Here is a 26,400-nt window from a genome sequence, read left to right as displayed (position 1 = left end):
CGGAGTCAGCGGTCCCTTTCGGACGGCCGGCTCCGGGCCGGGTTCACCGCGGCGTCCTCGGGCCAGTTCCAGCGAAGCCCGAAACACCCGGGGCGGACGTTGCCCGCCGCGGCCGTGAACCCCGTCGCGGTCCGCCGGACGCCCCCGTGCGGGCCGGGTGCCACGACGGCGACCGCGGCCGGCGTCATCGGCGGCGTGAACACCGCGGTCAGCCGCAGATCCCGCACCGTGCGGTGGGTCCGGTGGAACCAGTGGTCGTTGCGGACGTCGTCGTCGAACAGCACTTCGTACTCGATCCGGCCGGCTTCGGACGCGAACAGCGGCCGGTCCAGGTCCAGTTCCAGCAGGGCGAGCCCCTGCCCGGCGACGACCCGGCGGCGGCGCAGGACGCAGCCGCGGGTCCGGCCGAGCACGGGGATCCGGTCCCGGGAAGCACCGCGCACCAGCACGACGGCACTGCGGGCCGTCCCGGTGGCGACCAGCGTCACGGCGGCGACCAGCCGCTGGTTCACGCCCTCGTGGTCGAGGTACAGCGTGTCGCACCGGGCGACCGTGCGCACCGGCGGCACGGTGCAGTCGGCCAGCGCGTCGCGCAGGGAGACCGGGGCGCCCCAGGCGTTCGCCATCCGGTGCACGTCCTGTGTGGACCGGACGGCCGGGCCCCGGCCGCGACGGGCACCGAGCACCGCGGACAGTTCGCCACCGCGCAGGTGCAGGACCTCCTCCAACGTGGCCAGGGTCGTGGCCACGTCGCGCTCGGGCCGGCTGCGACCGCTGCTCCAGTAGCTCAGAGTCGCGACGCTGACCCGCGTGCCGCGCACTTCCAGGGCGCGCTGGAGCCCGCGCAAGCTGAGCCCCGCGCGGCCGATGGCGGCGCTGAGCGCGCAGGCGAACGACGTCTCGGGCATGTGCCGATGATCCTCGCTTTCGCCGCGGAGCACGAGCCCCGAATACTGTTAACGACTTTCGCCGGGTACCCCGCCGAGACGGGAGTGGTCACCCTCGTGGACGTCGAAACCGCTGCGGCACAAGGATTCGCCGCCGACCACGAAGGACCACACCCATGCGGAAAACTGCTGTCACCCGCGTCGCGGCCCGCGCCCTCGCCTGCGCCGTGCTCGCCGCGGGAACCGCCGCGCCCGCCTCGGCGAGCGGGCTGCCGAGCTTCGAGACCTGGCTCGCCGACGTCCACCAGGCCATGACCGGCGGTACCGGCTACCTCGACACCCGGGTCTCCCACGGCGGTTCGAAGCTCGCCATCGTGACCGACATCGACAACACCGCCCTCGAAACCCACTACCGGCCCGGCCACGCCACGCCGGACGTCCTCGACTTCGCCCGGCACGCCGAAAGCCTCGGTGTCAGCGTGCTCGTCGCCAGCTTCCGCAGCGACGCATCGGACGCGAAGGAGGCTCTGACGAGCGTCGGCTACCCCGTTGACAAGGTGTGCGTCCGCCGGAGCGGCGAGCAGCACGCCACCGACACGAAACAGCGCTGCCGCAAGGAGTACGCGGCCGCGGGCTACACGATCATCGCCAACGTCGGCAACCGCCCCGGCGACTTCACCGGCGGAAACTACGAAAAGGGCTTCAAACTGCCCGACTACGACGAGCAGCTGCCCTGACCCACCCGAGCCGGGAGCACCCTCCGGCGGGCCCGCCGATACCGCACCACGAGCCGGCAAGTCAAGGGTTCCGCGCACCGGAGTACCCGAAGCGGTTCCCCCGAGTGGAGCATTCCGGGTTCCGGTCTCCGGCCATGGCTATGATCCTGCGCAAGGTCACACGACTCCGGGGGCGATCACGCGTACTGTGCGGGTGACCAACCGCTTAGTAGGCTCGCGGGCACGAGCCCGCTTCTCAACGACGAGGAGGTCCCCGTGACCGATTCCCCTTCCCGTGTCGCCGTGGTCACCGGTGCCGGCCGCGGCATCGGTGCCGCCGTCGCCGCGCGGCTGGCCGATGACGGCTTCGCCGTCGCGCTGCTGGACCTGGACGAGGCCGGCGTCAAGCAGGGCGCCGAGGCGATCGTCGCGAAGGGCGGCAAGGCCGTCGGCGTCGCGCTGGACGTCAGTGACGCCGAGCAGGTCGAAGCGGCCGTCACCCGGGTCGCCGGCGAGCTCGGCCCGCCCGTCGTGCTGATCAACAACGCCGGCATCACCCGCGACAACCTGATCTTCAAGATGACCGAACAGGACTGGGACTCCGTGCTCGGCGTGCACCTCAAGGGCTCGTTCCTGATGACCCGCGCGGTGCAGAAGTACATGACGCAGGAGAAGTACGGCCGGATCGTCAACCTGTCCAGCACGTCCGCGCTGGGCAACCGCGGCCAGGTCAACTACTCCGCCGCCAAGGCCGGCATGCAGGGCTTCACCAAGACCCTCGCCATCGAGCTGGGCAAGTTCAACGTCACGGCCAACGCGATCGCACCGGGCTTCATCGCCACCGACATGACCGCCGCGACGGCCGAGCGCCTGGGCATGGGCTTCGAGGACTTCAAGGCCGCGGCCGCGTCGCAGATCCCGGTGCAGCGCGTCGGCACGCCCGAGGACATCGCGAACCTGGCGTCGTTCCTGGTCAGCGAGGGTGCCGGGTTCATCTCCGGCCAGGTCATCTACGCCGCCGGCGGACCGAAGGACTGATCACGATGCGCGAGTTCGAGAACCTGGACGCCTTCGCCGCGGCGGTCGGCGAGCACCTCGGCTACAGCGACTGGTACACGATCACCCAGGACCGGGTGAACCAGTTCGCCGACGCCACCGACGACCACCAGTGGATCCACGTCGACGAGCCGATGGCGGCGGCGGGCCCGTTCGGCGGCACCATCGCCCACGGCTTCCTGACGCTGTCGCTGCTCTCGGCGTTCGGCCCGAAGATCTACAAGGTCAACGGCATCAAGATGGGCATCAACTACGGCCTCAACAAGGTCCGCTTCCCGCAGCCGGTGAAGGTCGGCTCGAAGGTGCGTGCCGGGGCCGAGCTCGTCGAGATCACCGACATCGAGGGCGGGAAGCAGGCGGTGTCGCGGTGGACCGTCGAGATCGAGGACGCGGCCAAGCCGGCCTGCGTCGCCGAATGGGTCACCCGCTTCCTCGCGTGACACCTCCCGGGAAGCGTCACTTTCCCGGGAAAGTGACGCTTCCCGGGCGTCTCTGTACGTCATACCGACTAGTCGGTATGCTCGCCCGGACGAAGCTTGAGGAGGCTGCATGAACCCGCCAGGACTCGACCTGGTCCGCCTGCGCGCCCACCTGGACGCGCACCGGCCCGGGATGGTCGCCGGGGAGCTGACCGCGGACGTCGTGCAGGGCGGCCGGTCGAACCTCACCTACGTCGTGGGCGACGGCCGCTCGCGCTGGGTGGTGCGCCGCCCGCCGCTCGGGCACGTGCTGCCGACCGCGCACGACATGTCCCGCGAGTTCCGGGTGATCTCCGGCCTGCACGACACCGCCGTGCCGGTGCCCGAGGCGCTGCTGCTCTGCGAAGACCCGGACGTCCTCGGCGCCCGGTTCTACGTCATGAGCTTCGTCGAGGGCACGCCCTACCGCACCGCCGAAGAGCTCGCGGAACTCGGCGAGACCCGCACGCGGGTGATCGCCGACGCGCTCGTCGACACGCTGGTCGACCTGCACGCCGTGGACCCGGCGGCCGTCGGGCTCGGGGACTTCGGCCGGCCGGAGGGCTTCCTGGAGCGGCAGCTGCGGCGCTGGAAGAAGCAGCTGGACGGCTCCCGCAGCCGGGACCTGCCGGGCATCGAGACGCTGCACGACCGGCTCGCCGCGGCGGTGCCGGTGTCCGGGCAGCCGTCGATCGTCCACGGCGACTACCGCCTGGACAACGTGCTGGTCGACGCCGGCGACGAGATCTCCGCGGTGCTCGACTGGGAGATGTCGACCCTCGGCGACCCGCTGACCGACCTCGCGCTGCTGGTGGCCTACGCCGAGCGCGACAAGGTGTCGCTGCAGTTCGTCTCGAACGCCAGCTCGGCGCCCGGCTACCCGACGACCGACCAGGTCGTCGCCCGCTACGCCGAACGCTCGGGGCGCGACGTCTCGCAGCTCAACTGGTACGTCAGCTTCGCGTTCTTCAAGCTGGCCGTGATCCTGGAAGGCATCCACTACCGCTACCAGCAGGGGAAGACGGTCGGCGCGGGTTTCGAAGGCGTCGGGGCCGGTGTCCCGCTGCTCATCTCGCACGGCAACGAGATTCTCAAAGAGGAGAAGTAAATGGACTTCGCGTTCGACGAGAAGACCGAGGAGCTGCGCGGGAAGCTCCTCGAGTTCATGGACTCGCACATCCACCCCGCCGAGCCCGTGTTCGAGCAGCAGCTGGCCGAGCGCGACGACCCGTGGGCGATCCCGCCGGTCATGGACGAGCTGAAGGCCGAGGCGCGCAAGCGCGGCCTGTGGAACTTCTTCCTCCCCGGCGAGCACGGCGCGGGCCTGACGAACCTGCAGTACGCGCCGCTGGCGGAGATCACCGGGCGCAGCATCCGGCTCGCGCCGACCGCGCTCAACTGCGCGGCCCCGGACACCGGGAACATGGAAGTGCTGGCCATGTTCGGCAGCGACGAGCAAAAGAAGCAGTGGCTGGAACCGTTGCTGGAAGGCGAAATCCGGTCCGCGTTCGCGATGACCGAACCGGACGTCGCCTCCTCCGACGCCCGCAACATCGAGACCGCGATCCGGCGTGACGGCGACGAGTACGTCATCAACGGCCGCAAGTGGTACATCTCCGGCGCGATGAACCCCGCGTGCAAGATCTTCATCGTCATGGGCAAGACCGACCCGGACGGTCCGCCCCACAAGCAGCAGAGCATGATCCTGGTCCCCCGCGACACCCCGGGCCTGACGGTCAAGCGCGGCATGCACGTCTTCGGCTACGACGACAGCGACCACGGCGGCCACGCCGAGGTGCTGTTCGAGGACGTCCGCGTGCCGGCCGAGAACCTCATCGCCGGCGAGGGCGACGGCTTCGCGATCGCCCAGGCGCGGCTGGGCCCCGGTCGCATCCACCACTGCATGCGCGCCATCGGCATGGCCGAGCGGGCCCTGGAGCTCATGTGCCGGCGCGCGATCTCGCGCGAGGCGTTCGGCAAGCCGATCGCCCAGCAGGGCGTGGTGCAGGACTGGATCGCCGAGTCCCGCGTCCGCATCGAGCAGCAGCGGCTGCTCGTGCTCAAGACCGCGTGGCTGATGGACACCGTCGGCAACCAGGGCGCGCACACCGAGATCCAAGCGATCAAGATCTCGACGCCGGCCGCCGTGGAGTGGATCCTGGACAAGGCCGTGCAGGTGCACGGCGCGGGCGGTGTCAGCCAGGACTTCCCGCTGGCCGCGATGTGGGCGGGCAACCGCACGCTGCGCCTGGCCGACGGGCCGGACGAGGTCCACAAGCGGTCCCTGGCCCGCCGTGAACTGAAGAAGTACCTGTCGGAGGGCGCGAAGTGACTGTCACCGCCGAAGATCTGACGCGCCAGGCGCAGGAGTTCCTGGCCACGCACGACCCCGCGTCGACCGACCGCATGGACTTCCTGCGGGCCCGGTTCGACGCCGGGCTCGCCTGGATCCACTTCCCCGCCGGGCTCGGCGGGCAGAACGCGCCCCGGGCACTGCAGTCCGTTGTGGACGGTGTGTTCGCCGACGCGGGCGCGCCGGACAACAACCCGCGCCGGATCGGCATCGGCCTCGGCATGGCCGCGCCGACCATCCTCGCCTTCGGCACGCCGGAGCAGCGCGAGCGCTACCTGCGTCCCCTGTGGACCGGCGAGGAGGTGTGGTGCCAGCTGTTCAGCGAGCCGGGCGCCGGCTCCGACCTGGCCGCGCTGGGCACCCGGGCCGTGCGCGACGGCGACGACTGGATCGTCACCGGCCAGAAGGTGTGGACGTCGGGCGCGCACGAGTCGCAGTGGGCGATCCTGGTCACCCGCACCGACCCGGACGTGCCGAAGCACCAGGGCATGACGTACTTCCTGTGCGACATGACCGCGCCCGGCGTCGAGGTCCGGCCGCTGCGCCAGATCACCGGCGAGGCCGAGTTCAACGAGGTCTTCCTGACCGACGTCCGGATCCCCGACAGCCAGCGCCTCGGCGCGGTCGGCGAGGGCTGGAAGGTCGCGCAGACGACGTTGATGAACGAACGCGTCGCGATCGGCGGGCACGTCCAGCCGCGCGAAGGCGGACTGATCGGCATCGTCGCCAGGACCTGGCGCGAACGCCCCGAGCTGCGGACGCCGGAGCTGCGTGACCGCCTGGTCCAGCGCTGGGTCGAGGCCGAGACGCTGCGGCTGGCCGGCACCCGGCTGCGTCAGCAGCTGACCGCCGGGGCGCCCGGGCCCGAGGGGTCGGCGATGAAGGTCGCGTTCTCGGAGCTGAACCAGGCGCTCACCGGCCTGGAGGTCGAGCTGCTCGGCGAAGAAGGCCTGGCCTACGACGACTGGACGTTCCGGCGCCCGGCGATCGTCGACTTCACCGGCCGCGAAGCCGGCTACCGCTACCTGCGCGCGAAGGGGAACTCCATCGAGGGCGGCACCTCGGAGGTCCTGCGCAACATCATCGCCGAGCGCGTGCTGGGGCTGCCCTCGGAGCCGCGCGTCGACAAGGACGTCGCCTGGAAGGACCTCCCCCGATGACCGACCTGCTCTATTCCGACGTCGAGGAGGACCTGCGGGCTTCGGTCCGGGACCTGCTGAAGGCGAAGGCCACTCCGGAGGCGCTGCTGGCGCGCGTCGAGACGGCCGAGGGCTACGACCTGAAGCTGTGGCGCACGCTGGCCGACGAGGTCGGCGTCGCCGGGCTGGCCGTGCCCGAAGACCTGGGCGGGCACGGCGCTTCGGCCCGCGAGGTGGCCGTGGTCGCCGAGGAGCTGGGCCGCAGCGTGGCGCCGGTGCCGTTCCTGGGCAGCGTCGTGCTGGCGACGACGGCCCTGGTCCGCGCGGGTGCGGCCGAGTTCGTCCGCAAGCTCGCCGAGGGCCAGGCGATCGGCGCGCTGGCCGTTCCGCTGTCGACGGCGCCGGGCGCGGGCTTCCCGTCCTCGGTGACCGTTTCCGGCGGCCGGCTCAGCGGCCGGGTGGGCACGGTGGCCGACGCGTCGGTGGCCGACCTCCTGGTCGTGCCGGCCGCGGGTCCGGACGGGCCGGAGCTGTACGTGGTCGAGGCGGCGGCCGCGACGGTGACCGAGCTGGTGTCGTTCGACCTGACGCGCCGGGTGGCCGACGTGGCGCTTTCGGACGCCCCGGCGGTGCTCGCCGCTTCGGGCCCGGACGCGGCTTCGGCCCTGGAAGAGGCGCTGCTGTTCGGGGCGGGCATCCTGGCCTCGGAGCAGACCGGCGTCGCCGAGTGGGCCCTGACCGAGACGGTCTCGTACCTGAAGGGCCGCTACCAGTTCGGCCGGCCGGTGGGCGGGTTCCAGTCCCTGAAGCACCGGCTGGCGAACCTCTACACGGACCTGGTCCTCGCCCGCGCGGCGGCCCGCAACGCGGCCGACGCGCTGGCCACGGGCACCGACGTCCCGATCGCGGTGGCGGTCGCGCAAGCCCGCAACGCACCGATCGCGGTCAAGGCGGCCGAGGAGGCCATCCAGCTGCACGGCGGCATCGGCATGACGTGGGAGCACCCGGCCCACCTGTACCTGAAGCGGGCGAAGGCGGACGAGCTCGCCCTCGGCACCCCGGGCCGCCACCGGGCCCGCCTGGCCGACCTCGTCAACCTCCCGGCCTGACCCGTCCGTGAAGGCCACCTCGGCTCACCCGAGGTGGCTTTCACGGACGATTTGTGAATCCTCTTCGGCTTCTTTCGTATTTTCGCTCAGATGAGCGAAAATTCTGTGAGCCAGGCCACCCGGTCGGCAAAAGGGTGGCAAAAGTGCCCTTCTTCCCATGGTTCTCCCCTGCCGCCGGGATCTAGCCTGGGCGCCATGGAATTCGCCGTCGCGCCGACGGAAGCCGGGACGCTGGAAGAATTGACCGTCGTCGCCGGCGGCCGGCACCACAGCGCGCTCGCGGCCGGCCCCGAGACGGGCGAGCTCGTCCTGCTGCTGCACGGCTGGCCCGAATTCGCCGACTCCTGGACCGAGCAGCTGCACGCCCTCGGCGAGGCCGGCTACCGCGCGCTGGCCGTCGACCAGCGCGGTTACGCCCGCGGGGCGCGCCCGGACGGCGTCGAGCACTACTCGATCGAACAGCTGGCCGGCGACGTCCTCGCCTTCGCCGACAGCCAGGGCGCCGACCGGTTCCACCTGGTCGCACGCGACTGGGGCGGCATGCTCGCCTGGGTCGTCGCGACCACGCACCCCGAACGGCTGCGCTCGCTGAGCGTGCTTTCGACACCGCACCCGAAGGCCCTGCAGCACGCCGTCGCCACCGACGACGGGCAGTTCCACGACCTCGGCTACATCCGCTTCTTCCGCCGCGGCGTCGGCAAAGCCGAGAAATTCCTCTTACGCGACGAAGCCGCGCAATTACGCGCTGTCTACAACCGGCGGATTCCGGTCGAAATCGTCGAACGGACCGTCGATCGCCTTTCCGAGCCGGGCGCGCTCACCGCGACGCTGAATTGGTACCGCGGCGCCACGAACGACGCATTCGACGTCCCGGCGGGCCGCATCACGGTGCCGACGCTCTACCTGTGGGGCAGCGAGGACCCGTACCTCGGCCAGAGCGCGGCCGAGCTCACGGTCCACCACATCGACGCGGAGTACCGCTTCCAGATCATCGAGGGCGCGAGCCAGTGGATGGCGATGGAGGCGCCCGACGAGGTGATCGCCCTCCTGCTCGACCACCTCCGGCAGCACTAACCGGCCGGCTTGAGCAGCGGCACGTCCCGCGACAGCTCCCGGAACCCGACGCCGTGGTAGAGCCCGCGCGCGGCGGAGTGCCCCGGCGCGCCCAGGCACGCGACGATCGCGTGGTTCGCCCCGGCGTCCCGCGCCAGCCGCATCCCGTGCAGCAGCAGCGCCCGGCCCAGCCCGAGCCGCCGGTGGCCCGGGTGCGTCCCGACCGGCTCGAACTCGACGGTCTTGGTGACCTCGTCGAGCCAGAGGACCGCCGAAGCCGCCATCGTCCCGTCCGGTGCTTCGACGAGGACGTGCAGGTCACCGCGGTAGGCCGGCGTGGCGCGGACGCCCGCGTACGCGACGACGTCGTACGTCGAGGCGGGCCAGGCGCTGCGGTGGGCCTGGACCACGGCCTCCGGGCTCGTTTCGCCGGCGGTGCGGAAGCGGTAGCCGTCCGCCAGGACGGGCGTTTCGACGTCGGTGAGGTCGCGCTCGTTGAGCAGGGTCCACGAACCGGTGTCGCCCTGCCCGTCCGGGTCCGGCCCGTAGCCGTGCGCGGCCCACCGCGCGAGGCCGTGCTCGTCGGCGGCGCCCGGCAGCACGGTCCGCTCCACGGCCCCGGCCGTGGCGTCGAACCAGCCGATCACCTCGTCGGCCAGCTCGGCCGCACCGGGGTGCACCTGGTACGCCAGATAGGCACCCCTGACGTCCTTGACGGACCCGTCGGTCCGCCGCACCCGGTGCGGCAGCTGCGCCCAGCCCCAGGCGACCAGCTCGGCCCCGGAGAACCACAGCCGGCGCCGCCAGCTCGCACCGAGGGTCGCCTGGCCCCTGCCGAAGTTCCAGGCCAGCTCGCCGTACGACGCGTCGCTGTTCACCAGATCGGGGCGCGTGGCGGTGACCCGCTGCGCGAGGTCCTGCATGAGCTGGACGTCCGCGGCGGTCAGGAGGTCGTCGTCGGCCATGGCGCGACTGTGCCAGCACTCCGCGCGGCCGTCGAACCGATTTCCGGGCTAGGCGACCGGCGGCCTCAGGGCGTCCAGCAGCAGGTCCGCGTAGTGGTCACCGACCTGGCGCGCCGTCAGGGTGCCGCCGCGGCGGTACCAGGAACCGAGGTGGTGGACCGAGCCGAAGAAGAAGTCGACGACCACGTCGGCCGGCTTGTCCGTGCGGAACTCCCCCGACGCCTGGCCTTCCTCGATCAGGCCGCGGAAGCGCTCGTGGTACTTGCGGCGCTCGGCGCGCACGTCCTTCTGCTTGTCCGGGGACAGCTGGTGCATCGACTGCAGGAAGATCGTGTTGTCGTCGAGGTTGTCGATGCTGGACACCACGACGTCCGACGCCGCGGCTCCGAGCCGCTCCCGCAGCGGGGCGTCCGACGAGGCGACGCTCTCCAGCTGCCGGGTCTGCTCGCGCAGGACGCGCGCGTAGATCTCGTAGAGCAGGTCGTCCTTCGAGCCGAAGTAGTGGTACATCGCGCCCTTGGTGACGCCCGCGGCCTCGACGATCTCCTGGACGGACGTGCGGTCGAAGCCCTTCTTGGCGAACAGCTTCGTGGCGTGCTCCAGCAGCCGCCGCGGCACGGCGGCCTGGTCGTCGCCCGCTTCGCCGGGCTTACGGGTGCTTGCTCGGGTCACCGCAAGAACCCCCTCTCCGCGTCAAGACGCACCAGGATAACGGCTCAGCCGCGCCACGACAGGAAGCGCCGCGGATTGTCCACGAGCATCGTCGTGATGTCCGGTTCGGACACCCCGCGCTCCCGCAGCGCGGGCAGCACGTCGCGGGTGATGTGCAGGTAGTGCCAGTTCGGCGTCAGCACCGGCAGCTGCTCGGCGGGCAGCCAGTCGATGTAGCAGGACGCGTCGTGCGAGAGCACCATGCTGCCCGCGTAGCCGCGCTCGCACATCGCCGCGACCGTGTTCACCCGCTGCTCGAACGGCAGCAGCAGGTCGAGGCCGAACCGGTCCATGCCGAGCAGCGACCCGCGGTCCGCCAGCTCGGTCAGGTAGCCGAGGTCGGTCGAGTCGCCGGAGTGCCCGAGCAGCACGCGGCCGAGGTCGACGCCCTCGTCCTCGAAGACGTTCTGCTGCTCCAGCCCGCGCCGGGTGCCGGCGTGCGTGTGGGTCATGATCGGCGCGCCGGTCTCGTTGTGCGCCTTGGCGACCGCGCGCAGCACACGCTCGACCCCGGGCGTCACCCCGGGTTCGTCGGTGGCGCACTTGAGGAGCCCGGCCTTGACGCCGGTCCCGGCGATGCCCTCGCGGATGTCGCCGACGAACATCCCGACGAGCGGGTCCTCGCCCTGCAGCATCGTGCCCGGCCCGCGGAAGTGCAGGTAGTGCGGCACATCGTGGTAGGTGTAGAGCCCGGTCGCGACGACGATGTTGACCTCGACCTCGGCGGCGACCCGCTGCACGCGCGGGATGTAGCGGCCCAAGCCGATCACCGTCGGGTCGACGATCGTGTCGATCCCGGCGTCCTTCAGCTCCCTGAGCCGCCGGATCGCTTCGGGGACGTGCTCCTCCTCGCGGAACCCTTCGTGTTCCGGGTAGTTCTCGGCGAATTCGGGGCTGAGCACGAAGAGGTGCTCGTGCATCAGGACCTTGCCCAGTGCTTCCGGCGCGATCGCGCCGCGGACGGTCTCGACCACGCCGCTACCCCCGGGCCCGCAGTTCGCGGCGCAGGATCTTGCCGCTGGTGGTCTTCGGCAGCTCGTCGAGGACTTCGATGGTGCGCGGGTACTTGTAGGCGGCGAGCCGCTCCTTGCACCAGGCCACCAGCTCCGCGGGATCGGCGTTCGCGCCGGGCGCCGGGCTCACGTACGCCTTGACCGTCTCGCCGCGGTACTCGTCGGCGACCCCGACGACGGCGGCCTCGCGGACCGCCGGGTGCGTGTACAGGACGTCCTCGACCTCGCGCGGCCAGACCTTGAAGCCCGACGCGTTGATCATGTCCTTCTTGCGGTCGACGACGTAGACCCAGCCGCGCTCGTCCATGAACCCGATGTCGCCGGTGAGCAGCCGCCCGCCGGGCAGCGCCTCGGCCGTCGCGTCCGGCCGGTTCCAGTAACCGGAGACGACCATCGGGCCCTCGACGGCGATTTCGCCCGCCTGCCCGAACGGCAGCTCTTCGCCGTTCTCGCCGAGGATCCGGACGATCGTGTCCGGCACCGGCAGGCCGATCGAGATCGTGCCCGACTCCGGGTCGATCGGCGCCTCGAGGTGCCCCGGGACGACGACGCAGCCGGCGGTCGTCTCGGTGAGGCCGTAACCGTTGTGGATGTAGTGCCCGGTCTTCGCGCGGAAGGCCTCGACGACCGCGGGCGGCAGCGCGGCGCCGCCGGAGTAGAGCAGGTGGAACGACGAGAAGTGGTCGCGGCCGAAGTCCGGGTGGGCCATCAGCGCCATGTAGGCGGTCGACGGCCCGACCGTGTAGGACGGCCGGTGCTCGAGGAAGGCGTCGAGCACGACCCCGGCGTCGAAGCGGTAGGCCAGGGCGAGCGTGCCCTCGATGTCGATCGCGGAGCCGACTTCGCAGACCATGCCGGTGATGTGGAACAGCGGCGCGAGCCCGAAGAGCGTCGAGCCGGCGGGCAGGCCGCTGAACGAACCGAGCCCCGCGGCGTTGGTGCCGAGGTTGCCGTGGGTGTTGGTCGCGCCCTTCGGCGTGCCGCTGGTGCCGGAGGTGTAGCTGATCAGCGCGGTGTCGTCGAGCGCGAACGCCGGTTCCGGCGGCTTGGGGCCGGGGGTGGCGGCGGCTTCGAGGAGTTCGGTGGCACCCGGCGTTTCTTCGCGGGTGACCTTGCCCAGCACGCGTTCGTCGTTCCGGGTCTGGAACTCCAGCTCGCTGGTGGTGAGCTTGATGTCCAGGCCCGCGGCCGTTTCGCCGATGTAGGCGTTCCAGCCGCGCTGCGAGCAGACGATCGCCTTGACGCCGGCGTCGGTGAAGACGTGGGTGAGCTCGCGCTCGCGGTACATCGGGTTGACCGGGACGACGATCCCGCCGGCCTTCCACGTGCCGAGCAGCGCGATGACGAACTGCGGGATGTTCTGCAGCACCAGGGCGAGCCGGTCACCGCGCTCGAACCCGTGCCCGGTGAGGTAGCGGGCGACGCCGTCGGAGAGCTCGTCGAGCTCGCGGTAGGTCAGGCTCGCGTCGAAGTAGGCGATCGCCGCCCGGTCGGGCACGTGGTCCGCGGCGCGGCGGAACGTCTCCGGCAGGGTCGTCGGCTTCGCCGGTTCCGCGGCCCGGACCCGTTCGTCGTAGCTCGCGAGCCAGGGCTTCGCGTCGTACCAGCTCACTCCAGTGACCTCCCTTGGACACCGACCGGTCGGTATGGCGACGCTAGGAGGCCGTGGTGGTCCACGTCAAGACCCGGGTTCCCCGCGTGGCCAGGAATTGCGCTTCACCGGACAATACGGCGCCCGGTTCGAAATGGTTCAGCCGCGCGCCGCTCGTCGCATTCCGCTGGACAACGCCCTGGTCGAGCGGCCACGATGACGTCCGCGGCCGGCTCGGCCGCACCATTCGGAAAAACCGCGCGCTGCCCGGGTGGCACCCTTGTGTTCACGCTAACTTGGAGTGATTCATGCCTGGTACCGGACGGCACCGCCTCACGCGGCGGACGAAGATCGCGACGGCGGCCCTCGGCCTCGCCCTCGCGGCAGGAGCACTGGTGATCGCGACGACGGTCGGCCGGCCCGGCGCGGCGAGCGCTGCCTCGGGCGGCCGGATCAGCTGCCCGGACGTCGCCTCGCAACTGCCCGCCATCCCGGCGTCCGCGCAGGCCGAGGTGCAGCGCAACCTCGCCCTGCTCGACACGCAGGTCACGGAGGCCGACAACCGGCTCGCGACCAGTGCCGGGCAGGGTGGGCCGAACTTCGTGCAGAACGCGATCCTGGGGCCGTTGAAGGACAAGCGCGCCTCGACGATCGACCGCATCGCGATCGCCATCGGCCGTCAGGGCACGAAGCCGCAGAACCTCGGCGGCCTGGCGACGTGCTCGCTGGGCGGCCAGGCCCCTTCGGCCACCACCCCCGCTTCGAGCACGGGCGCCGCCGCGGCCGGGCGGATCACCTGCCCCGACGTCGCCTCGCGGCTGCCCGCCATCCCGGCGTCCGCGCAGGCCGAGGTCCAGCGCAACCTCGACCTGCTGAAGACGCAGATCGCCGAAGCCGACAACCGGCTCGTCACCAGCGCGGGCGAGGGCGGGCCGAACTTCGTGCAGAACGCCATCCTCGGCCCGCTGGAAGACAAGCGCGTCGCGACGATCGACCGGATCGCCACCGCCATCGGCCGCACCGCGGCCAAGCCCCGGGGCCTGGACGCGCTCGCGCCCTGCAGCCGTTAGCGCGCTGATCCGCGGGAAATCCAACCCCGGCCGGCCGAGCGCGGCCGGAAAGCCCTATCGCACAAGGTTTTCCGGCCGGCCGGCGGGTTCGGTGGTTTCGAACCGCGAGTCCGCCGGGTGCGCGGGGCGTTCCGTGGTTACGATGCAGTCGACGATCACGGGAGCGGGAGGGCATGTGGCGCACGAGGGTGGGTCCGCGCCGGAGCCGCAGAGCGTCGTCGCGCCGCTGACCCGGACCGCGGTCTTCCTGCTGGTCCGGATCGGACCCGGCGGCGAGCAGGCCGCGAAGGACCTGCTCGCCGACCTGTCCGGGTTGTGCCGCACCGTCGGGTTCCGCGCCCAGGACGGCGGGCTGACCTGCGTGGCCGGGATCGGCTCCGCGGCGTGGGACCGGCTCTACGGCGGGCCGCGGCCCGCCCTGCTGCACGAGCTGCCGGTGTTCGAAGGCGCCCGCCACACCAGCGTCACGACCGACGCCGACGTGCTGTTCCACCTGCGCGCCGAGCGGATGGACCTGTGCTTCGAGCTCGAGACGCTGATCATGGACCGGCTGCGCGGCGCGGTCACCGTCGTCGACGAGGTGCACGGCTTCCGCTACTTCGACGCCCGTGACGTGCTCGGCTTCGTGGACGGCACCGAGAACCCCACCGGCCGGGGCGCCGCCGCGGCCGTGTTCGTCGACGACGACCCCGCGTTCGACGGCGGCAGCTACGTGGTCGTCCAGAAGTACCTGCACGACATGGCGGCCTGGAACGCGCTGAGCACCGAGCAGCAGGAGCTGGCCATCGGCCGGCGCAAGCTCTCCGACCTCGAACTTTCCGACGACGAGAAGCCGTCGAACGCGCACATCGCGCTGAACGTGATCACCGACGAAAACGGCGACGAGCTTGAGATCCTGCGGGAGAACATGCCGTTCGGCCGGCCGGGCCACGACGAGTTCGGCACCCTCTTCATCGGCTACTGCAGGACGCCGGCCGTGATCGAACGGATGCTCGAGAACATGTTCGTCGGTTCCCCGCCCGGCAACCACGACCGCATCCTCGACTTCTCGACCGCGCTGACCGGCGCGTTGTTCTACGTTCCCACGGTGGACTTCCTCGAGGATCCACCGGACTTCCCGGCCGCGCCGGGGCCTGCGGCGACCGTGCCGGATTCGCCGTCGTTGGGTATCGGCAGCCTTCGAAGGAGCACTCGGTGACGAACAACCTGCATCGCGAACTCGCCCCGATCTCGGCCGCCGCGTGGGCGGACCTGGAAGCGGAGGCCAAGCGCACGTTCAGCGAGTACTCCGCCGCGCGGCGGGTCGTCGACGTCGTGGTCGCCGGGGACCCGGCGCTCGCCGCGATCGGCACCGGCCACCGCGACGCGGTCGACGGCCCGGCCGACGGCGTCTCGGCGAGCCTGCGCACGGCCCAGCGGATCGTCGAGCTGCGGGTGCCGTTCACGGTGTCGCGGGAGGACGTCGACTCCGTGGAGCGGGGTGCCCGGGACGCCGACTGGCAGCCGGTCAAGGACGCCGCGCGGCGGATCTCGCTCGCCGAAGACCGGATCGTGGTCGACGGGTTCGCGAACGCCGGCATCCAGGGGATCCGCCCGGGTTCGTCGCTGACCGCGTTGTCCCTGCCGGGCGAGGCGCGGAACTTCCCGAAGGCGATCGGCGACGCGGTGGCGGCGTTGCGCGCGGCCGGGGTCGGCGGCCCGTACGCCGTGCTGTTCAGCGACGCCACGTACGACGCCATGGTCGAGACGGCCGACCACGGCTACCCGGTGCTCGACCACGTCAAGGAGCTCGTCGACGACCTGGTGCGCGCGCCCGCGATCGACGGCGCCTGCGTGCTGTCCACCCGGGGCGGTGACTACGAGCTCCACTTCGGACAGGACCTGTCGATCGGCTACGCCGGCCACGATGCGTCCACTGTGGAGCTGTACTTCTACGAGACGCTGACCTTCCTGGTCAACACGGCCGAAGCCGCGGTCGGCCTGACGTCCTGAGCCCGCAACCCCGAGGAGACGTCATGTCCACAGTGGACGGTGTGCGGTACGCGGCGGACGGCGCGGTCGCGACCCTGACGTTCGACAAGCCCGAGCGCAGCAACGCGATGGACGTGCCGATGCAGGCCCGCTACGGCAGTCTCCTGCGCCAGGCCGACGCGGACCCGGACGTGCGCGCGGTGGTCGTCACGGGCGCGGGGAAGGCGTTCTGCCCGGGCGCCGACCTGGGGTTGCTGGACGACATCGCGACCGCTCCCCCGGCGGGCGGCGGCGGGCACGAGAACTTCCGCGACGTGCTGGCGGCGTCGTCGGTGGGCGTCCCGGTGGTGGCGGCGATCAACGGCGGCTGCGCGGGCCTGGGGTTCGTGATCGCGTGCTCGGCGGACGTCCGGTTCGCGGCAGCGGGCGCGAAGTTCACGACGGCGTTCGCCCGGCGCGGGCTGATCGCGGAGTACGGCGTCGCGAAGCTGCTGCCGTCGCTGATCGGCGAGGGCCGGGCGCGCGACCTGCTGCTCTCGGGCCGGACGTTCACCGCGGAGCAGGCGTTCGACTACGGCCTGGTCCAGGAAGTGGTCCCGGCGGAGGAACTTCCGCTGCGCACCCACGCGTACGCGACCGAGCTGGCGACCTACAGCGCCCCGCGCTCGATGGCCGTGATGAAGGCGCAGTTCCTCCGCGAACCGCTGCTCCCCCTGGCGGACGCGGCCCGCGAGGCGACGGCGTTGATGATCGAGTCGTTCGGCCGTCCGGAGCTGGCCGAGGGCCTGGCCAGCTGGAACGAGCGCCGCGAGCCGAAGTTCCCGCCCTATCCGGCCTAGGGTCTGCCGCAGTGGTCGTGAATGGTCAGGGCGGCGGGAACCGCCCTGACCATTCACGACAGCGTCAGCCGAGGGTCCACTTCTGGGCCGCGCTCTGGTTGCAGTCGTAGATCTGCAGCTGGGTTCCGTCCGTGGTGGTGCTGCCCGGGTCGTCCAGGCACTTGCCCGACTGGGGGTTGACCAGCGCGCCGCCCGTGGCGGGCTGCCATTTCTGGGCGCCCGTCGTGTTGCACTGCCACAGCTGGACCTTCGTGCCGTTCGCCGTGCCGCTGTTGCTCACGTCCAGGCAGCCGCCCTGGGCCTGCAGGGAGCCGTCCGCGGCCGCGAACCACTTCTGGGCGCCCGTCGAATTGCACGTGTACAGCTGGACGTGCGTGCCGTTGCCGGTGCCGCTCTGTGCGACGTCCGCGCACTTGCCCGCGATGCCCGACGTCAAGGCGCCCAGGTGCGGCAGGGTCCCGTCGTACGACGGTGGCGGGTTCGACGCCGCCCACGACGTGTTGGCCGAGGTGCCCAAGGCGTACGCCAGGGTGCCGCCCGAGGTCAGGGCCGAAGTCGGCGCGTAGGCGTTGTTCCACGCCGAGCCGTTCCACGACGCGCTCTGGACGTACGGGGCGTTGTCCGCCGCCGCCGGGGCGTTCACCGTCAGCGTGGCGCCGCTCGGGAGCGTCACCACCGCCTGGGTGAACAGCGGGCTGCCCAGCGCCAGGTCCGCCGTGCCCGGCGTCATCGGGTAGAAGCCCAGCGCCGAGAACACGTACCACGCGCTCATCGCGCCGAGGTCGTCGTTGCCGGCCAGGCCGCCCGGGGCGTCCGTCCAGATCTGGTCCTGCACCTGCCGCACGACCTTCTGCGTCTTGTACGGCTGGCCGACGTAGTCGTACTCCCACGGCAGTTCCAGGCTCGGCTCGTTGCCGAGGTCGGCCTGCGTGCCGCCGCTGCCGTGGAACCCGGCCAGGACGCTGTCGAGGTAGCTCACCAGCGACGCGTTGCCGCCGCGGGCCGCGGCGAGGCCCGCGACGTTGAACGGCACCATGCCGGTGTACTGCCACGACGTGCCCTCGACGAAGTTCGAGCCGCTCGCCGGGGAGAAGCCGCCGGTCCAGCCGCCACCGGCGTCGCGAGGCTGCATGAACCCGCTGGCGCTGTTGAAGGTGTTCTTCCAGTTCTGCGCGCGGCCGGCGTAGAACGCCTGGTTCGCGGTGTCGCCCAGCGCCCCGGCGAACGCCGAGAGCGCGAAGTCCGCCGTGTCGTACTCCAGCTGCGTCGAGACCGGGCCGTAGAAGTTGCAGCACTGGTAGGTGCCGTTGGCCGGGAGGTAGCCCGGTGCGTTCGTCGCGTTGAGACCCGGCCGGACGTTGTTGGGCGTGCTCGCTTCCTTCAGCATCGCTTGCAGGGCCGCCGCCGTGTCGAAGTTCCGGGCTCCGAAGGCGTAGTAGCTCGCGAGGATCGCGGTGCCGGGGTCGCCGACCATCACGTACGTCTCGCCGTTGTTCTGCGACCACTTCGGCAGGGTGCCGCCCTGGGCGTAGTCGGCGATCATCGACTGCGCGATGTCGCTCGTCTGCGCCGGCGCGAGCAACGCGGACAGCTGCGCCTGCGTCCGGTAGATGTCCCAGCCGGAGAAGTTGGCGTAGTGCGCCGAGTGTCCACTCGCGACGGTGTGCACCTGGTTGTCGAACCCGATGTACTGGCCGTTGCGGTCGGAGAACACGTTGGGGTGCAACAGCGAATGGTACAGCGCGGTGTAGAAGACGTGCTGCTGCGCGGAAGTCCCGCCCGCGACCTGGATCCGGCCGAGCAGGGCGTTCCAGCTGTCGTGGGCGGCCTGCTTGGTCGCGGCGAAGTCGAACGCCGGGATGTCGGCCGCGCGGTTGGCGACCGCGTTCGCCACCGAGACGTAGGAGATGCCGACCTTCGCCTGCACGGTCGGGTTGCTCGTCGTGTCGAACCGGACGTACGCGCTGCCCGGGCCCGCGTCCGGGGTGGCGGCCTTGGCCGTGGCGGTGCCGTGCAGCTTCCCGGGCGACGCCTTCGGGGTGACGGCGGCCGCGGCGGCGGTCCCGCTGGAGCTGAACGCCCGGTCGAAGACCACGTCGAAGTACAGCGTGTAGGTGAACCCCGCGCCGCAGAAGTGCCCCGAGGTGACCGAACCGGACACCTCGGTCGGGCTGACCACCGTCCACGTCTGGTTCGACGTGCCGTTCTGGCTGCCGTTGAGCTTGAACTGCAGGTTGGCCTGCGACGTCGAGGGGAACGTGAAGCGGCCGATGCCGGACCGCAGCGCGGTGGTCAGCTCGGTGTTCACACCGTTCGCGAGGTTCACCGAGTAGGCGCCCGGGCTCGCGGATTCGTTGCTGTGGCTGAAGGACACGCTCGCGCCGGTGTTGACCGCGCCGACGGTCGGCAGGATCGGGACGTCGCCGTCGGCACCGCAGCCCGGCCCCGAAAGGTGCGTCAGGCTGAAGCCGGTGATGGACGAGTCGTTGTACTCGTAGCCGCCGCCGTCGGGGCGGCTCGGGGTGTCGGGGCTCCACTGGACCATGCCGAACGGGACGTCCGCGCCGGGGAAGTCGTCGGCGGCGTTGGACGTGCCGATGAAGGGGTTGACCAGCGACGCCGGATCGGTGACCAGCTGCGCCGCGGACGCGGGGACGGGGATCAGCCCGGCCAGAGCCAAGGCGGTGGCGGCGGAAAGCCGCACGAGGGTACGCAAGACCATGTCACTTGTCCTTCGCCGTTGAGCACAAGTTCAGCCGATGCGAATCGGAACGGTCCTCGCGCGGTGACACCGTTGTCAACGGTCCGTGGTGATCCTGTCGCGTTCCGGACACGGCCGGGTGAAACCGATGACTTTTTCCGGCCGCCGCCGTCAGTACTGAAGTCCGCGAACCGGCTCAAAGGAGACATCATGGCGAAACTGCTCTACGGCTTCAGCTGCTCGGTCGACGGCTTCATCGCCGGCCCGGGCGGCGACATGTCCTGGCTGACGCCGTACCTCGGCCCGGATCCGCTGGTCGACGAGCTGATCCCGGAGATCGGCGCGCTGCTCGTCGGCCGCCGGACCTACGGCGGCGACGATCCGCACCGGGGCACCGAAGGCGAGGGCAAGGCGTTCGGCGGCGGCTGGGAGGGACCGCAGTTCGTGCTCACCCACCGGCCCGCCGCGCCCGCGCCCGGCGTCACCTTCGTCGACAACCTTGTCGGCGCGGTCGCCGCGGCCAAGGAGGCAGCGGGCGAGAAGTACGTCAACGTCCTCGGCGCCGACGTCGCGCGGCAGTGCTTCGACGCCGGCGTGCTCGACGAGATCCTGGCGATGCCCGTCCCGGTGCTCCTCGGGGACGGCGTGCGGATGTTCGACCGCCCCGGCGGCAAGCCCGTCGGGCTCGAGCCGCTGCGGCCGAACTGGTACCGCGTGGTCTAGGGGCGCATCCCGAAGGACGGGCGGCCCAGCAGCTTCGGCAGCACCGCGTAGGCGTCCGGCACCCAGTCGCACAGCCGTGCGCGGGTTTCGCGCGGGTCGATGACGTCCTCGACCGAAAACCGCTCGGCGGTCCGGAACGGCGAGCGCACGGCGTCCAGGCGGGCGCGGATCTCCTCGATCCGCGCCTCCCGGTCGTCGGCCGCGTCCAGCTCCGCGCGGTACGCCGCCTCGATGCCGCCTTCGACCGGGAGGGAACCCCAGTCGCCCGAGGGCCAGGCCCAGCGGCGGACCAGGCGGTGCCGGTTGACCTGGCCGGCGCCGCCGACGCCGAACACGCGCCGGACGATCACTTCGGCCATCGGGACCCGCGCCTGGTAGACCGCCGTCACCGCGCGGGCGCCGTGCCGGATCGCGCCCGCGCGTTCGGCGGCCGCGCCGATCACCATGCCCGCCTGGTCGGTCAGCGACACCAGCGGCAGGTGGAACGTCTCGCAGAGGTCGGCGAACCGCGTCATGACGTCGGCACCTTCGGGCGTCAGCGTCGCGCCGCGGTACGGGTCGGTGGCGAGGACGCCGACCGGGTGCCCGTTCAGCCGCGCGAGTCCCGCGTAGGCCGGGCCGCCCGACACGGCGTAGTCGAACACCGAGCCTTCGTCGAAGACGCCGTCGAGCAGGGGCCGCAGCCGGTACGGGTGCCGACGGTTGCGCGGCACCAGGGACAGCAACGCTTCGTCGCGGCGGTCCACCGGATCCGCGGTGGACCCGACCGGCGGTAGTGCGTCCACAGAGGACGGCAGGTACGACAGGAACCGCTTGGTGACGGCGAAAGCTTCGGCCTCGGACGCCACGATCCGGTCGATGGCGCCGCTGCGGCGGTGGACCGCCGCGCCGCCGAGTTCTTCCTTGGTGAGGTCCTCCCCCGTCGCGTGCTCGACCACCGGCGGCCCGGCGACGAACAGCTGCCCGGCGCCCTCGACCAGGACGTTCAGGTGCGACATCACCGCCCGCGCGGCGCCGAGCCCGGCGACCGGGCCCAGGCAGAGCGCCACCACCGGCACCGTCGAGAGGTTGTCCACCACGAGGTCCCAGCCCGGGTTGACCGGGACGTAGGTGAACCCGTGCTGCTCCAGCATCTTGACGCTGCCGCCGCCCCCGGTGCCTTCGATCAGCCGCACCAGCGGCAGGCCCAGCTCGTTCGCGAGCCGCTCGGCGTAGACCTGCTTCTCCATGATGGCGGCGTCGGCGGCGCCACCCCGGACGGTGAAGTCGTCGCCGCCGATCGCCACCCGGCGACCGTCGAGCTTCGCGGTGCCGAGCACGAAGTTGGCCGGGGTGAACGCGCCGTCCACGGTGGTGCCGGCGAGCGCGCCGATTTCGTCGAAGCTGCCGGGGTCGGCGAGCGCGGCGATGCGCTCGCGGACGGTCGAGCGCCCGGCCGCGTGCTGGCGGGCCACCTTCTCCGGCCCGCCCATCCGCTCGGCCAGCTCGCGCCGCCGCGCGATCTCGTCGACCTCCGGCTGCCAGCTCATTCGGCCTCGAGCGCCGCTTCGACCTTGCGCTGCAGCTTGTTCATCCCGCCGAGCCACCGGTCGGTCTCGGTCGCCCGTGCCGCGTAGTAGCCCGCGACCTCGGGGTGCGGCAGCACCAGGAACCGGTTCTCCTCGATGGCCGTGAACAGCGCGTCCGCGACCTGCTCGGGCTCGATCGCCGACGCGCCCATCAGCAGCCGGCCCGCGGTGCCGGTGCTCTCCAGCATCGCCGTGCGCACGCCCTGCGGGCAGATGGCCTGCACGGTGATGCCGCGGTGGCGGTAGGTCGCCGAGAGGTACTCGGCGAACGCCAGCGCGCCGTGCTTGGTCACCGAATACGGCGCCGAGCCGAGGCTGGTCAGGAGGCCGGCCGCGGAGACCGTCGCGATGAAGTGGCCCTTGCCGCGCTCGAGCCACGCGGGCAGCAGCAGGTTGGCGGCGCGGACGTGCGCCATGACGTTGACTTCCCAGGTGCGCGCCCAGACGTCCTCGGGGCTCTCCGGGCCGCCGAACGGCGCGATGCCGGCGTTCGCGCAGAAGACGTCGATCTCGCCGAGGGTCTCGCGGGCGCTCTCGACCAGCTTCGCGACGCCTTCGGGGCTCGCGACGTCGCCGGCGAACGCCGTGCCCTTGACCTCGGCCGCGACCTCGGCGGCCTTGCCGCCGTCGAGGTCGGCGACGAGCACCTGGGCACCGTCGGCGGCGAAGCGGCGGGCCAGCGCGGCGCCGATCCCGCCGCCACCGCCCGTGACGACGACCCCGGTCACAGGCCACCGCCGAGGGTGACGCCGCCGTCGAGGACCATGGTCTGGCCGGTGATCCAGCCCGCGTCGTCGGACAGCAGGAACGCGACGGCGCCGGCGATGTCGGCCGGCACGCCGAGGCGCTTCATCGGGTAGGCCGCCGAGACCTCTTCTTCGCGGCCTTCGTAGAGCGCGGTGGCGAACTTCGTCTTGACGACGGCGGGCGCGACGGCGTTGACGCGGATCTTCGGCCCCAGCTCGGCGCCGAGCTCGACGGTGAGGCGGATCAGCGCGGCCTTGCTGACGCCGTACATACCGATGCCGGGCGACGCGCCGAGGCCGGCGACGGAGGCGACGTTGACGACGGCGCCGCCGTACTCGCCCATCCACGCGTCGCGGGCGCGCTTGGTCCAGCCGAGCGGCGCGAGGACGTTGACGCCGAGGATCTTCGCCGCGGCGGCGGGGTCGATGTCGAGGGTGGGCCCGTAGACCGGGTTGATGCCGGTGTTGTTGACCAGGTAGTCGAGCCGGCCGAAGGTTTCGATCGTCTTCGCGATCGCCTCGTCCTGGTGGTCGGTGTCGTCGGACTTGCCGGGCACGAACAGGGCGACGTCGGGCCCGCCGAGCTCGTTGACGGCCGCTTCGAGGGCCTCGGGCTTGCGCGCGGTGATGCACACCTTGGCCCCGCGCTCGACGAGCGTCTTCGCGATCCCGAGGCCGATGCCCCGGCTGGCCCCCGTGACGATCGCGACGCGATCCTTGAACGAGTTCACGGCAGTGTGTCTCCTTCGCTGTGGTGCCCGGCACATACCAAGCGGTCGGTCAGGTGCCCATTATGCGCGATGCCGCCATCCTCTCAAGCCGACGCTCATCACACCGCCCGGCGACCCAGCGTGTTCGGCGGTCACGCAGCGCCAGACCGCCGCGCTGTAACGCGTCACCGCGTGGCCGACGACTCCTGGGCCGGAAGACTCGGTCAGGAGGAACACCATGACGGTCGGTGCCGGCACGAGGCGGAACCAGAACTGCTGGCGGTGCCGGGAGATCAACCTGCCGGGCGACGGGTTTTGCCAGCGGTGCGGTGCTTCGCTGGTGACCCGGGACAACACGACGCGCTACCTGTGCGCCGCCGCGCAGATCAGCGAAGACTACGCGAACGCCGCGATGCGGGAATTCCTCGTCGAACCCCTGCGCTCGATTCCACCCGCTCCCGGGGTGGACAACGCCTCGGTGCTGCGGGAGGCGGTCGCGTCGCGGGCGCGGCGGCGCATCCGCGACGCCGCGCTGCTGGTGCTCGTGCTGGTGTTCCTGTTCGTCGACCCGTCGCTCCTGGTGTTCTGGGTGGTCGCCGCCGTCGTGCTGGCCGTGCTGCCGTGGCGGTTCCGGGTGCGCCGGGCCGGTGACTACGTCGTCGCGGTCGGGTTGCTGGCCGCCGCCGCGGTCGTCATGGGCGCCGACGTCGCCAGCGGCTTCGGGGAGCTGTCCGGGAGTGCTTCGGGCCTGCCGTACTCGATTTCCCCGCCCGCGGCCGAGGACAGTGTCGTCCGCACCGTGGTGCTCACGATCCTGCTGGCCGTGCTCATCGCCGGCGTCCTGCTCGCCGACCGGCTGGTCGTGCGGTTCCTGGTGTTCGGGCGGTTCCGCCGCGGCACCTTCGTCGCGGACGGGCGCGCCAGTGCCTCCGAATGGGAACGGCGGCTGCGCGGGCTGGGGCTCGACGCCTTCGACCAGCCGCTGGAGCGGGTGGTGGCGGCCGAGGAGGGCGGCGCGGGTCACGAGGACAGCGCGGACGTCGTGGTGCACCGCGGGTTCTCGCCGTTCGTGGGCGCGGGGATTCCGGTGCACCGGCAGGTGATCACGCTGCCGCTCGACTCGTCGGACGACGGCGCCGTGCCGCGGGGCATCAGCGTCACGGAGCTGCAGCAGCACGTCGGCGCGGCGATCGAGCAGCTCAAGGAAACGTCGTCGCTGGGGCCCGGCCGCCGCTTGGAGCACCTGACCCACCGCGAACAGGTCCTGGTGCCCGCGGACCGGCTCGTCGTCGACCACCGGTCGGTGCCCGAGGTCCTCGCCGGCCTCGACCGGCCACCGGCCCGCCGGCTGCCGCTCGAGCGCGCGCGGGCCCTGGCCGACAGCGTGGTGGAATGGGCGCGCTACTACCGGTGCTACCGCGTCGAGTCCTGGGACCGCGACCTGACCACGTCGTGCTACCTGCACGCCGGGACCGACCAGCGGATGCTGTACCTGGAGTGGCAGTTCCTCGCGCTGCTGCCGATCGACCCGGAGTTCCGCGCGATCGACCGGCACCCGTCGACGGCGCGGCTGCTGGGCCACACCCTGGTGGACCTGTGGCTCCTGCCGGCGACGATGTGCCACCGCGCGGCCTCCGTGGTCCGGCCGTTCAAACCGCTGCGCCAGGACCACGACGAGGTCGTCCCGGCCAAGTACGGCGCCGACCGCAGCCTGCGCGAGCTGGCCCAGGCGGACCGGGTGCAGAGCTACTTCCAGGACGTCGACGCCGAACGGTACGTGAAGATCCTGGACGCGACGCTGTTCCGCGCGGTCGGGCAGTACCTGCAGGACCGCGGCTACTCCGTGGTCGAGTTCATGAAACTGGCCGACCCGGTCGTCAACAGCTACGACATGCGCGGCAGCACGTTCGTCGACTCCGCGGTCGGCACGAACAGCAAGGTGACGAACTCCGGTACGGCGAAGGGAAAGCAGACCCATGGGTGACCGGTTCGACCTCCGGGACGCGACCATCTCCGGCAGCGCCTTCGGCACGGGCGCCACCGTCCACAACGACTCCGCGGCGGCCGCGTCGGTGCCGGACCTGATCGCGGCGCTCACGCGCTCGCGGGAGGCGATCGCCGAGTCGGCTCCCGAACCCGACCGCGCGGAAGTGCTCGAAGCACTCGGGAGAATCGAAGCGGAACTGCGGAGCGACACCCCGCGCGGCGCGGTCGTCAGCTCCCGCTGGAAGACGGTCACCACCCTGCTCGGCACGCTGACCGAACCCGCGGTCAAGGTCGCCGACCTGGTGGCCAGGCTGTTCGGCTAGCGGGGCTTGGAGTTGCCCACGGGGCCGCCGGTGTGAGTCAGGCGGCTCGCGTGGCAGTCCTCGCGGGCGAAGTTCTGTTCGTCGCACCAGGTGTTGGCCGCGTCGGCCGTCGGGAAGGCGGTCGCCGCCAGGGTGACCCAGAAGTCCTTCTTCGAAAAGTTCGCGTAGTCGCTCGAATTGACCAGGACGGCGCCGGGGAAGCGGGCGCGCAGGCTCTGGAAGTCGGCCACGATCGCCGGGTAGTCGTAGGTCACGGTGCCGACGACGAGACCGGGACGCTTCGAGGAAAGCTGCGGAACCCACTGCCCGACAAGGCTTTCGGCCACCGCGTGGTCTTCGGCGGTCTGCCGGCGGAGGTCCGCCTCGGTGGCCGGTGCCGCGACCGCTCCGGCCGGCGCGCTCGGCGACGACCGCGCCGTGGTCGTGGCGACGGTCGCGGGGACGGTGGCCGGGACGACGGTGGCCGGCTGCGCGGCGTCCGTCCCGCGGGTCAGGGCGAAGATCGTCGCGCCGCCGGCGACCACGACCACGGCCGTGGCGGCCACCACGATGGTCGCCGTGGGCCGCGGTCTCGGCCGCGCCGCGGCGTGGCGTTCCGCTCTCGGTGCGGGGGCGGGCCCGGCGACCGGAGTGCCGCACGAGCCGCAGAACCTGGCCTGGGGACCGAGTTCCCGGCCGCACGTCGAGCAGGGTTTCATGCCCCGTAGTCCCC

The 26,400-nt window shown here is 71.6% G+C and carries 25 protein-coding genes; 15 read left to right on the top strand and 10 right to left on the bottom strand.

All coding sequences use genetic code 11. The annotated features are described in order from the left end of the window. Positions 1–5: 5 nt before the first annotated feature. Positions 6–908, bottom strand: a complete 903-nt coding sequence (locus tag ACYVLJ_RS43915; protein WP_460443150.1) for a hypothetical protein — start codon at positions 906–908, stop codon at positions 6–8. Positions 909–1,063: 155 nt separating this feature from the next. Here ACYVLJ_RS43915 and ACYVLJ_RS43910 point away from each other — a divergent pair, with 155 nt between their 5' ends. From ACYVLJ_RS43910 to ACYVLJ_RS43875, 8 genes are all read left to right on the top strand, one after another. Next, a complete protein-coding gene (locus ACYVLJ_RS43910) occupies positions 1,064–1,624 on the top strand; it encodes an HAD family hydrolase (protein ID WP_460443149.1) in 561 nt (186 codons plus the stop codon). Between the two features lie 255 nt (positions 1,625–1,879). Beyond that, a complete protein-coding gene (fabG, locus tag ACYVLJ_RS43905) occupies positions 1,880–2,641 on the top strand; it encodes a Rossmann-fold NAD(P)-binding domain-containing protein (protein ID WP_460443148.1) in 762 nt (253 codons plus the stop codon). 5 nt (positions 2,642–2,646) lie between these two features. Next, the gene (locus ACYVLJ_RS43900; protein WP_451976014.1) at positions 2,647–3,099 is read left to right on the top strand and encodes a MaoC family dehydratase; all 453 of its coding nucleotides are present in this window, start codon (positions 2,647–2,649) and stop codon (positions 3,097–3,099) included. 109 nt (positions 3,100–3,208) lie between these two features. Continuing rightward, positions 3,209–4,225, top strand: coding sequence for a phosphotransferase family protein (locus tag ACYVLJ_RS43895; RefSeq protein ID WP_451976012.1), 1,017 nt, complete (start codon positions 3,209–3,211; stop codon positions 4,223–4,225). Continuing rightward, positions 4,226–5,449, top strand: coding sequence for an acyl-CoA dehydrogenase family protein (locus ACYVLJ_RS43890; RefSeq protein WP_460443147.1), 1,224 nt, complete (start codon positions 4,226–4,228; stop codon positions 5,447–5,449). It begins immediately after the preceding gene. Next, positions 5,446–6,630: an acyl-CoA dehydrogenase family protein gene (locus ACYVLJ_RS43885; RefSeq protein WP_460443146.1), complete on the top strand. Its 1,185-nt coding sequence runs from the start codon at positions 5,446–5,448 to the stop codon at positions 6,628–6,630. The genes ACYVLJ_RS43890 and ACYVLJ_RS43885 overlap by 4 nt, the downstream gene beginning before the upstream one ends. Next, a complete protein-coding gene (locus ACYVLJ_RS43880) occupies positions 6,627–7,718 on the top strand; it encodes an acyl-CoA dehydrogenase family protein (RefSeq protein WP_460443145.1) in 1,092 nt (363 codons plus the stop codon). The genes ACYVLJ_RS43885 and ACYVLJ_RS43880 overlap by 4 nt, the downstream gene beginning before the upstream one ends. A gap of 195 nt (positions 7,719–7,913) precedes the next feature. Next, entirely contained in the window at positions 7,914–8,792 is an 879-nt protein-coding gene (locus tag ACYVLJ_RS43875; protein WP_451976000.1) for an alpha/beta fold hydrolase, read from the top strand. On the opposite strand, the gene ACYVLJ_RS43870 is transcribed toward ACYVLJ_RS43875, so the two are convergent. Genes ACYVLJ_RS43870 through ACYVLJ_RS43855 form a run of 4 tightly spaced genes read right to left on the bottom strand, consistent with a single transcriptional unit; the run spans position 8,789 to position 13,072 of the window. Beyond that, positions 8,789–9,736 carry a GNAT family N-acetyltransferase gene (locus ACYVLJ_RS43870; protein WP_460443144.1) on the bottom strand — a complete coding sequence of 316 codons (948 nt, stop codon included), beginning with the start codon at positions 9,734–9,736 and terminating at the stop codon, positions 8,789–8,791. The two genes, ACYVLJ_RS43875 and ACYVLJ_RS43870, sit on opposite strands and share 4 nt — an antisense overlap. A 48-nt stretch (positions 9,737–9,784) precedes the next feature. Beyond that, positions 9,785–10,408, bottom strand: a complete 624-nt coding sequence (locus ACYVLJ_RS43865; protein WP_451975994.1) for a TetR/AcrR family transcriptional regulator — start codon at positions 10,406–10,408, stop codon at positions 9,785–9,787. A 44-nt stretch (positions 10,409–10,452) separates the two neighbouring features. After that, the gene (locus tag ACYVLJ_RS43860) at positions 10,453–11,421 is read right to left on the bottom strand and encodes a phosphotriesterase family protein (RefSeq protein ID WP_460443143.1); all 969 of its coding nucleotides are present in this window, start codon (positions 11,419–11,421) and stop codon (positions 10,453–10,455) included. A gap of 4 nt (positions 11,422–11,425) precedes the next feature. Continuing rightward, positions 11,426–13,072, bottom strand: coding sequence for an acyl-CoA synthetase family protein (locus ACYVLJ_RS43855; protein ID WP_460443142.1), 1,647 nt, complete (start codon positions 13,070–13,072; stop codon positions 11,426–11,428). Positions 13,073–13,359: 287 nt separating this feature from the next. On the opposite strand from ACYVLJ_RS43855, the gene ACYVLJ_RS43850 reads away from it, so the two are divergent. The 4 genes from ACYVLJ_RS43850 to ACYVLJ_RS43835 all read left to right on the top strand — a co-directional run bounded on the left by ACYVLJ_RS43850 (position 13,360) and on the right by ACYVLJ_RS43835 (position 16,931). Then, the gene (locus ACYVLJ_RS43850; RefSeq protein ID WP_460443141.1) at positions 13,360–14,121 is read left to right on the top strand and encodes a hypothetical protein; all 762 of its coding nucleotides are present in this window, start codon (positions 13,360–13,362) and stop codon (positions 14,119–14,121) included. A 175-nt stretch (positions 14,122–14,296) separates the two neighbouring features. Further along, positions 14,297–15,319, top strand: coding sequence for a Dyp-type peroxidase (locus tag ACYVLJ_RS43845; protein WP_460443140.1), 1,023 nt, complete (start codon positions 14,297–14,299; stop codon positions 15,317–15,319). Next, positions 15,316–16,113: a family 1 encapsulin nanocompartment shell protein gene (locus tag ACYVLJ_RS43840; RefSeq protein ID WP_460443139.1), complete on the top strand. Its 798-nt coding sequence runs from the start codon at positions 15,316–15,318 to the stop codon at positions 16,111–16,113. The genes ACYVLJ_RS43845 and ACYVLJ_RS43840 overlap by 4 nt, the downstream gene beginning before the upstream one ends. 23 nt (positions 16,114–16,136) lie before the next feature. Then, entirely contained in the window at positions 16,137–16,931 is a 795-nt protein-coding gene (locus ACYVLJ_RS43835) for an enoyl-CoA hydratase-related protein (protein ID WP_451975977.1), read from the top strand. A 64-nt stretch (positions 16,932–16,995) separates the two neighbouring features. Here ACYVLJ_RS43835 and ACYVLJ_RS43830 read toward each other — a convergent pair whose 3' ends face one another. Further along, entirely contained in the window at positions 16,996–19,653 is a 2,658-nt protein-coding gene (locus ACYVLJ_RS43830; protein WP_460443138.1) for a lectin, read from the bottom strand. Positions 19,654–19,842: 189 nt separating this feature from the next. Between ACYVLJ_RS43830 and ACYVLJ_RS43825 the strand changes: the two genes are divergently transcribed. Then, a complete protein-coding gene (locus ACYVLJ_RS43825; RefSeq protein ID WP_460443137.1) occupies positions 19,843–20,355 on the top strand; it encodes a dihydrofolate reductase family protein in 513 nt (170 codons plus the stop codon). On the opposite strand, the gene ACYVLJ_RS43820 is transcribed toward ACYVLJ_RS43825, so the two are convergent. Genes ACYVLJ_RS43820 through ACYVLJ_RS43810 form a run of 3 tightly spaced genes read right to left on the bottom strand, consistent with a single transcriptional unit; the run spans position 20,352 to position 23,400 of the window. Continuing rightward, complete coding sequence (locus ACYVLJ_RS43820; protein ID WP_460443136.1) at positions 20,352–21,884, bottom strand: acyl-CoA carboxylase subunit beta; 1,533 nt, start codon at positions 21,882–21,884, stop codon at positions 20,352–20,354. The two genes, ACYVLJ_RS43825 and ACYVLJ_RS43820, sit on opposite strands and share 4 nt — an antisense overlap. Then, entirely contained in the window at positions 21,881–22,651 is a 771-nt protein-coding gene (locus ACYVLJ_RS43815; RefSeq protein ID WP_460443135.1) for an SDR family NAD(P)-dependent oxidoreductase, read from the bottom strand. Before ACYVLJ_RS43815 ends, ACYVLJ_RS43820 begins: the two co-directional genes overlap by 4 nt. Then, entirely contained in the window at positions 22,648–23,400 is a 753-nt protein-coding gene (locus ACYVLJ_RS43810; protein WP_460443134.1) for an SDR family oxidoreductase, read from the bottom strand. Before ACYVLJ_RS43810 ends, ACYVLJ_RS43815 begins: the two co-directional genes overlap by 4 nt. A 217-nt stretch (positions 23,401–23,617) precedes the next feature. On the opposite strand from ACYVLJ_RS43810, the gene ACYVLJ_RS43805 reads away from it, so the two are divergent. Both ACYVLJ_RS43805 and ACYVLJ_RS43800 read left to right on the top strand, forming a co-directional pair. Continuing rightward, a complete protein-coding gene (locus ACYVLJ_RS43805; RefSeq protein ID WP_460443133.1) occupies positions 23,618–25,363 on the top strand; it encodes a hypothetical protein in 1,746 nt (581 codons plus the stop codon). Further along, entirely contained in the window at positions 25,356–25,688 is a 333-nt protein-coding gene (locus ACYVLJ_RS43800; RefSeq protein WP_460443132.1) for a hypothetical protein, read from the top strand. The genes ACYVLJ_RS43805 and ACYVLJ_RS43800 overlap by 8 nt, the downstream gene beginning before the upstream one ends. On the opposite strand, the gene ACYVLJ_RS43795 is transcribed toward ACYVLJ_RS43800, so the two are convergent. After that, complete coding sequence (locus tag ACYVLJ_RS43795) at positions 25,685–26,236, bottom strand: zinc ribbon domain-containing protein (RefSeq protein ID WP_460443131.1); 552 nt, start codon at positions 26,234–26,236, stop codon at positions 25,685–25,687. The two genes, ACYVLJ_RS43800 and ACYVLJ_RS43795, sit on opposite strands and share 4 nt — an antisense overlap. Positions 26,237–26,400 lie beyond the last annotated feature (164 nt).

The organism is Amycolatopsis stemonae, assembly GCF_054781455.1.
Note: the sequence above shows the minus strand (reverse complement) of the source record. Positions and strands in the feature narration are given on the sequence as shown.